Source organism: Sphaerisporangium sp. NPDC005288 (genome assembly GCF_040607475.1).
Classification (GTDB): domain Bacteria; phylum Actinomycetota; class Actinomycetes; order Streptosporangiales; family Streptosporangiaceae; genus Sphaerisporangium; species Sphaerisporangium rhizosphaerae.
Genome location: NZ_JBEXGT010000051.1, coordinates 53,732 through 60,137 on the forward strand (window position 1 = coordinate 53,732; position 6,406 = coordinate 60,137).

The window sequence follows — 6,406 nt, forward strand, 5'->3', positions numbered from 1 at the left end:
GCCAAGGGTCGGTACAGCGTCACCATTAAGGACGACCCGTCTGACTGATCCCTCACGGTCGAGCGCGCCGTAGAGTGTCAGCGAATGGCCGGGGTGCACCAGTTCGCCGACGACCGCCGAGGCGTGAGCCGACGGGGCCGCCCGAACGCCGGTGGGCTCCCGCCACACCGGTGAACAGACCCTAGGGAAAGATCATATGCCCCGAGACGTGCGCAGACGCCAGCGGTGACCGACATCAGGGAGCGCGACGAGGCAGAGGAGGCGGCGGAGGACGGCATCTCCGTGGCCGGTTCCTCCACGGCCACGCACGCCCCGGGCGCCTCTGACCTCCCCTCAGACGTCTCCACCGCTCCGGCCGGCCCGTCGCCGGCCTCCGCTCCCGATACCGGGCTGGACGAAGGGCGCTCAGCCCCCGGCAGGGGGAAGGCCCCCCGTTCCGTCCCCGGCGAACCGGTCGTGCCCGTCGTCGAGCCGCTGCTGCCCCAGCGCATCCGCAGGCCGTCCGACGCCCTGCGCTTCTTCGTCACCCTCCTCGCGCTCACCGCGGCCGTCCTGCTGGCCCTGGTCGCCAAGCAGACGCTCAACGGCCTGGAGGCCGACGTCACCGACGGCACCAGCCGGGCCCCCGAGCTGCTCATCGGCATCGCCAGCTTCCTGGCCGGCACCGCGGTCCTCGCCGTGCCCGCCGCCTTCGCCGTCGAGCGGGTCTTCCACCGCGACGGGCTGCGCGTGGCCGAGGGCCTGATCGCGGCGATCATCGGCATGCTCGTCTCCTTCGTCCTCGGCGAGTGGCTGGCGGTGGCCGGCCCCGGCGACCTGCGCATCCTGCTCACCGCGCGCCGCGACGTGGAACCGCTGAACACCCTGCTCACCTCGGTCGTCGCCTACGTCACCGCCGTGCGCATCTCCCGGCGCCCCACCTGGCGGGCGCTGATGTGGATGGCGATCGCCCTCGACGTGTTCGCCCTGTTCACCAGCGCCGAAGCCACCGCGCTCGGCGTCTTCGTCACCTACCTGGTCGGCCTGGCCGTCGGGTACGCCACCCTCTACGTCGTCGGCAGTCCCAACACCCGGCCGCCCGGCAGCGCCGTCATGGCCGCCCTGCGCCGGCTCGGCTTCGCCCCGGCCAAGGCCAGGCGCATGGCCGACGACTCCCAGGGCAGCCGCCGCTACGCCGTGACCATGGCAGACGGACGCCGCTTCGACGTCACGGTCCTGGACCGCGACCGGCAGGTCGCCGGCGTCCTGTACCGCCTGTGGCGCGGCATCCGGCTCAGTTCCGAGACCCGCCGCAGGGCCATCCGCTCGCTCCGCGCCGAGCTGGAGCGCGAGGCGCTGATGGCCTACGCCGCCCAGGCCGCCGGCGTGAACACCCCCTGCCTGGTCGGCACCAGCGAGATCGGCACCGACGCCGCGCTGCTCGCCTACGAGCACCTGGAGACCCGCCCGCTGGACGACGTCCCCGACGAGGAGCTCGACGACGAGCTGCTCGTCAAGATCTGGAAGCAGGTCGACCTGCTCCAGGCGCAGCGCCTGGCCCACCGGCACCTCACCGGCGAGAGCATCCACGTCGACGTCGACGGCGAGGTGGTGCTGACCGACGCCCGCAGCGGAGAGATCGCGGCCGGCGACCTGCTCCTGCGCCTCGACGTCACCCAGCTGCTCACCTACCTCGCGCTGCGCGTCGGTCCCGAACGCTCGGTCATGTGCGCGGCCGAGGTCATCCCCAAGCGCGCGCTCGCCGGCGCCCTGCCCCTGCTCCAGCGCATCGCGCTGACGCGCGGCACCCGCGCCGAGGTCGGCAGGGACAAGGGGCTGCTGCCGGCGCTGCGCGAGCACATCCTGGCCCTCACCCCCCAGATGGAGGTCGAGGAGGTGCGCCTGGAGCGCTTCCAGCCGCGCACCCTGGTGACGATCATCGCGAGCGCGCTGGCCGCCTACTTCCTGCTGTCGCAGCTCAGCCGGGTCAACCTGACCGAAGTGGTCACCAAGGCCGAATGGGGGTGGGGCGGGGTCGCGCTCGCCGCGGCCGGCATGAGCTACGTCGCCGCCGCGCTCATGGTGCGCGGCTTCGTGCCCGAGAAGCTGCCCCTCGGGCAGACGGTGCTGGCGCAGTTCGCGGCCTCGTTCGTCAAGCTCGTCGCGCCAGCCGCCGTCGGCGCGGTGGCCATCAACTCGCGGTTCCTGCAGAAGCGCGGCATCTCACCCGGCCTGGCCGTGGCCAGCGTGGGCGCCTCGCAACTCGTGGGGCTCGGCTCCCACGTCACGCTGCTCCTGCTGTTCGGCTACCTCACCGGCATCAAGGCCGCCCCGTCGGTCAGCCCGTCGCGCGGCCTGGTCATCGCCCTGCTGTCCGGCGCCGTGCTGGTGCTGATCGTCCTGGCCGTGCCGCCGCTTCGGCGCCTGATCACCGGGCGCATCCGGTCGCTGTTCTCCGGGGTGATGCCGCGCCTGCTGGACGTCCTGCAGTCGCCGCGCAAGATCGTGGAAGGGCTGAGCGGCACGCTGCTGCTCACGCTGACCTTCATCGTGTGCCTCGCCGCCTGCGTCAAGGCCTTCGGCGGCTCGCTGAGCTTCGCGGCGGTGGCCATCGTCGTGCTGGCCGGCACGGCCATCGGCTCGGCCGCGCCCACCCCGGGCGGGCTGGGGGCGGTCGAGGGCGCCCTGTACGTCGGCCTGACCCTGTCCGGCCTGCCGCCGACCATCGCGACGTCCGCGGTGCTGCTGTACCGGCTGCTGACCTTCTGGCTGCCGGTGCTCCCCGGATGGGCGTCCTTCGCCTGGCTCCAGCGCCACGACGCGCTGTGACGCACGAAGGCCCGGCCCCGGGTGTCCCCGGGCCGGGCCTCGCCGATGTCCTGCGGGTCAGACGATGCGCTCTCCCGGCTGCGGGATCTCCTTCTCGATCGCCGCGAGCTCGTCGGCGGAGAAGTCGAGGCGGTCGACGGCGGCGATGTTGTCCTCCAGCTGGCGGACGCTGCTCGCGCCGATCAGCACCGAGGTGATCCGCCGGTCGCGCAGCGCCCACGCCAGTGCCATCTGGGCGAGCGACTGACCCCGGGCCGCGGCGACGTCGTTCAGCGCCCGGACCCGCTGGAGCAGCTCGTCGGTGAGCTGGCTCGGCCGCAGGAACCGCTCCTGCGAGGCGCGCGACCCCTCAGGGACGCCGCCCAGGTAGCGGTCGGTCAGCACGCCCTGCGCCAGCGGCGAGAACGGGATGCACCCGACGCCCTCGGCTTCCAGCGTGTCGAGCAGGCCGTCCTCGACCCAGCGGTCGAGCATCGAGTAGCGCGGCTGGTGGATCAGCAGCGGGGTGCCCATCTCGCGCAGGATGCGGGCCGCCTCCCTGGTCTGCTCGGGCGTGTAATTGGAGATGCCCGCGTACAGGGCCCGCCCGGAGCGCACGGCCGTGTCCAGCGCACCCATCGTCTCCTCGAGCGGGGTGTCGGGGTCGGGCCGGTGGCTGTAGAAGATGTCGACGTAGTCCAGCCCCATGCGCGAGAGCGACTGGTCGAGGCTGGCCAGCAGGTACTTGCGCGAGCCCCACTCGCCGTAGGGGCCGGGCCACATGTCGTACCCGGCCTTGGTCGAGATGATCAGCTCGTCGCGGTACGGCCGGAAGTCCTGGGCGAAGATGAGCCCGAAGTTGGCCTCGGCCGAGCCGTACGGCGGGCCGTAGTTGTTGGCCAGGTCGAAATGGGTCACCCCGAGGTCGAAGGCCCTGCGCAGCGTCGCCCTCTGGGTGTCGAACGGCTTGTCGTCGCCGAAGTTGTGCCACAGGCCGAGGGAGACCGCCGGCAGTCTCAGGCCGCTCCTGCCGGACCGGTTGTACGGCTGACGCCCGTAACGATCGCTTGCCGCCGTGTAGCTCACTGCGTCTCCCCTGTCTCTTCGTTCTTCCGCGTGGCGGCCCGGTCGATGATCCACGAAAGGGTGAGGGCCTCCTCGCGCCATGCGTCGTACCGGCCGCTGCGGCCACCGTGGCCGGCGCCCATCTCCGTCTTGAGCAGGAACGGCCCGCCCTTGGCGGTGGCGCGGAGCCGGGCGACCCACTTCGCCGGCTCGTGGTAGAGCACACGGGTGTCGTTGAGGCTGGTCAGCGCAAGAATGGGAGGGTACACCCGGTCGTCGATGTTCTCGTAGGGGGTGTACGACTTCATGTACTCGTAGACGTCGGCGTTGTGCAGGGGATCGCCCCACTCGTCCCACTCGATGACGGTGAGCGGCAGCGACGGGTCGAGGATGGTGTTCAGGGCATCGACGAACGGCACCTCCGCCACGACGCCGGAGAACGCCTCGGGAGCGAGGTTGACCGCCGCGCCCATCAGCAGGCCGCCGGCCGAGCCGCCCCTGGCGATGATCTCGCTGGACCAGCCGGACCTCTTCATGTGCCGGGCCGCGGCGACGAAGTCGCTGAAGGTGTTCTTCTTGTGGCCGAGCTTGCCCTGCTCGTACCACTGGCGGCCCATCTCGCCGCCGCCCCTGACGTGCGCGATCGCGAAGACGAAGCCGCGGTCGAGCAGGCTGAGCCGCGCCACCGAGAACGACGGGTCGATCGAGGTCTCGTAGCTGCCGTACCCGTACAGCACCGTCGGGGCGGGCCGCTCGGTGCCCTTCTTCATGACGATCGAGATGGGGATCCGCGTGCCGTCGTCGGCGGTCGCCCACCCCCGGAACTGCTCGTAGTCGGCGGGGTCGTACCCGCCCAGCACCGGCCGGCGCTTCAGCAGGATCAGCTCATGCCGGGTGAGGTCATAGTCGTACACCGAGGGGGGCGTGACCATCGATGCGTACGCCAGGCGGAGCCGCGTCGTGTGGAACTCGGGGTTGCCGGCCGGCTCGGCCGAGTGGATCGGCTCGGGGAAGGAGATCTCGTACGGCTCGCCGTCCGCGGGCAGGACGCGGATGCCGGTGAGCCCGTCCCGGCGGAAGTGCACGACCGTGTGGTCGCTGAAGGCGTCGACGTCGAGCAGCCGCGTGTCGTCGCGGTGCGGAACCAGCGGCGTCCAGGCGGCGGGGTCGTCGACCGGCGCGGAGGCGATCTCGAAGTTCTGCGCCCCCTCGTTGTGCAGGATGAGGAAGCGGTCGCCCGAGTGGTCCAGGGCGTACTCCACACCGGTCCGGCGGGGGCGGACGACCCGGAACTCCCCGGTCGGGTAGTCGGCGTCCAGGACCCGCACCTCGCTGGTGATCTTGCTGCCCGCGCTCAGGACGAGGTAGCGCTCGCTGCGCGTGAGGCCGATGCCGACCCAGAACCGCTCGTCGGTCTCTTCGTAGACCAGCACGTCATCGTCGGCCGGAGTTCCGATGATGTGCCGGTACACGCGGTACGGACGCCACGCCTCGTCGATGGTCGTGTAGAAGAACGCCGAGCCGTCCGCCGCCCAGGCGCCTCCGTAGAAGATGCCCGGGATCTCGTCGGCCAGCATCTCGCCGGAGTCGAGCCGCTTGAAGCGCAGGGTGAAGCGCTCGTTGCCGCTGAAGTCGGTGGAGTAGGCGAGGACGGCGCCGTCCGGGCTGACCGCGGAGGTGCCGACCGCGAAGAACGGGCTGTCGCCGGCCAGCTCGTTGCCGTCGAGGATGACCCGCTCCCCCTCCAGCGCCTCGCCCGGCTTGAGCTCGGGTGGGGTGTCGCCGGTGACCGCCAGCCGGCACTGGATGCCGTACTGCTTGCCCTCCGCGGTGCGGGAGTAGTACCACCAGCCACCCTTGCGCGTGGGGACGGAGAGGTCGGTCTCCAGGGTGCGGCCCTTGATCTCCTGGAAGATCTGTTCCCGCAGGTCGCTCAGGTGGTCGGTGCGGGCCTCGGTGTAGGCGTTCTCCGCTTCGAGGTAGGCGACGGTGTCGGGATCTTCCTTGTTGGTCATCCATGCGTACTCGTCGATCACGGTGTCGCCGTGATGAGTTCGTTCGGCCGGGACCTTCTTCGCCACGGGAGGCGTGTCGCTACTCACGTCGCCGAGTCTATGGCGCGGCCTTGTCCCGCCCACTGGCGTGACGCGGGCCTGTGACGGCGTTTGTGCGCCGACACTCCCGAAGGCTGCTAATCTTGTGGACGTCGGCATCGCCCGGCACAACCCCACTCCACCGTAAAGCGGTTCGGCGTGGGCACGTGCGAGCGATGATCGGTACCCCACGATCTTCCCCGGTCTGACCGGGCGGTTTGCACCGCTCGATCCGATCGGGTAAGTTAGAGGGGTTGCCCTGGAGACAGGGCGGCCTGAATGCTCGTTGGTTCGGGTGGCGGGAGTCAAGTGCCGGTAACGGCGCGATTTGGTTCCGGTCGACCGGATCGGCTAAAATGAAGGCATACGAGATGAACGCCCCAGTCGGGGGTCGGGTCCTTGGTGGGTCTGGTTTCCGGTGGTGTACGCGTCCGTTTCTTGAGAACTCAACAGTGTGTTAA

General features: G+C 70.7%; 3 protein-coding genes. 1 reads left to right on the forward strand and 2 read right to left on the reverse strand.

The features are described from left to right. Positions 1–225 precede the first annotated feature (225 nt). Positions 226–2,808 (forward strand): lysylphosphatidylglycerol synthase transmembrane domain-containing protein, encoded by a 2,583-nt coding sequence (locus tag ABZU32_RS34910; protein WP_354929333.1) that lies wholly within the window; start codon positions 226–228, stop codon positions 2,806–2,808. Between the two features lie 57 nt (positions 2,809–2,865). Here the strand turns inward: ABZU32_RS34910 and mgrA are convergent, their stop codons facing one another. Together mgrA and ABZU32_RS34920 are read right to left on the reverse strand one after the other, a co-directional pair. After that, complete coding sequence (mgrA, locus tag ABZU32_RS34915; protein WP_354853106.1) at positions 2,866–3,873, reverse strand: L-glyceraldehyde 3-phosphate reductase; 1,008 nt, start codon at positions 3,871–3,873, stop codon at positions 2,866–2,868. Continuing rightward, positions 3,870–5,954 (reverse strand): S9 family peptidase, encoded by a 2,085-nt coding sequence (locus ABZU32_RS34920; protein ID WP_354929336.1) that lies wholly within the window; start codon positions 5,952–5,954, stop codon positions 3,870–3,872. The genes mgrA and ABZU32_RS34920 overlap by 4 nt, the downstream gene beginning before the upstream one ends. Positions 5,955–6,406 lie beyond the last annotated feature (452 nt).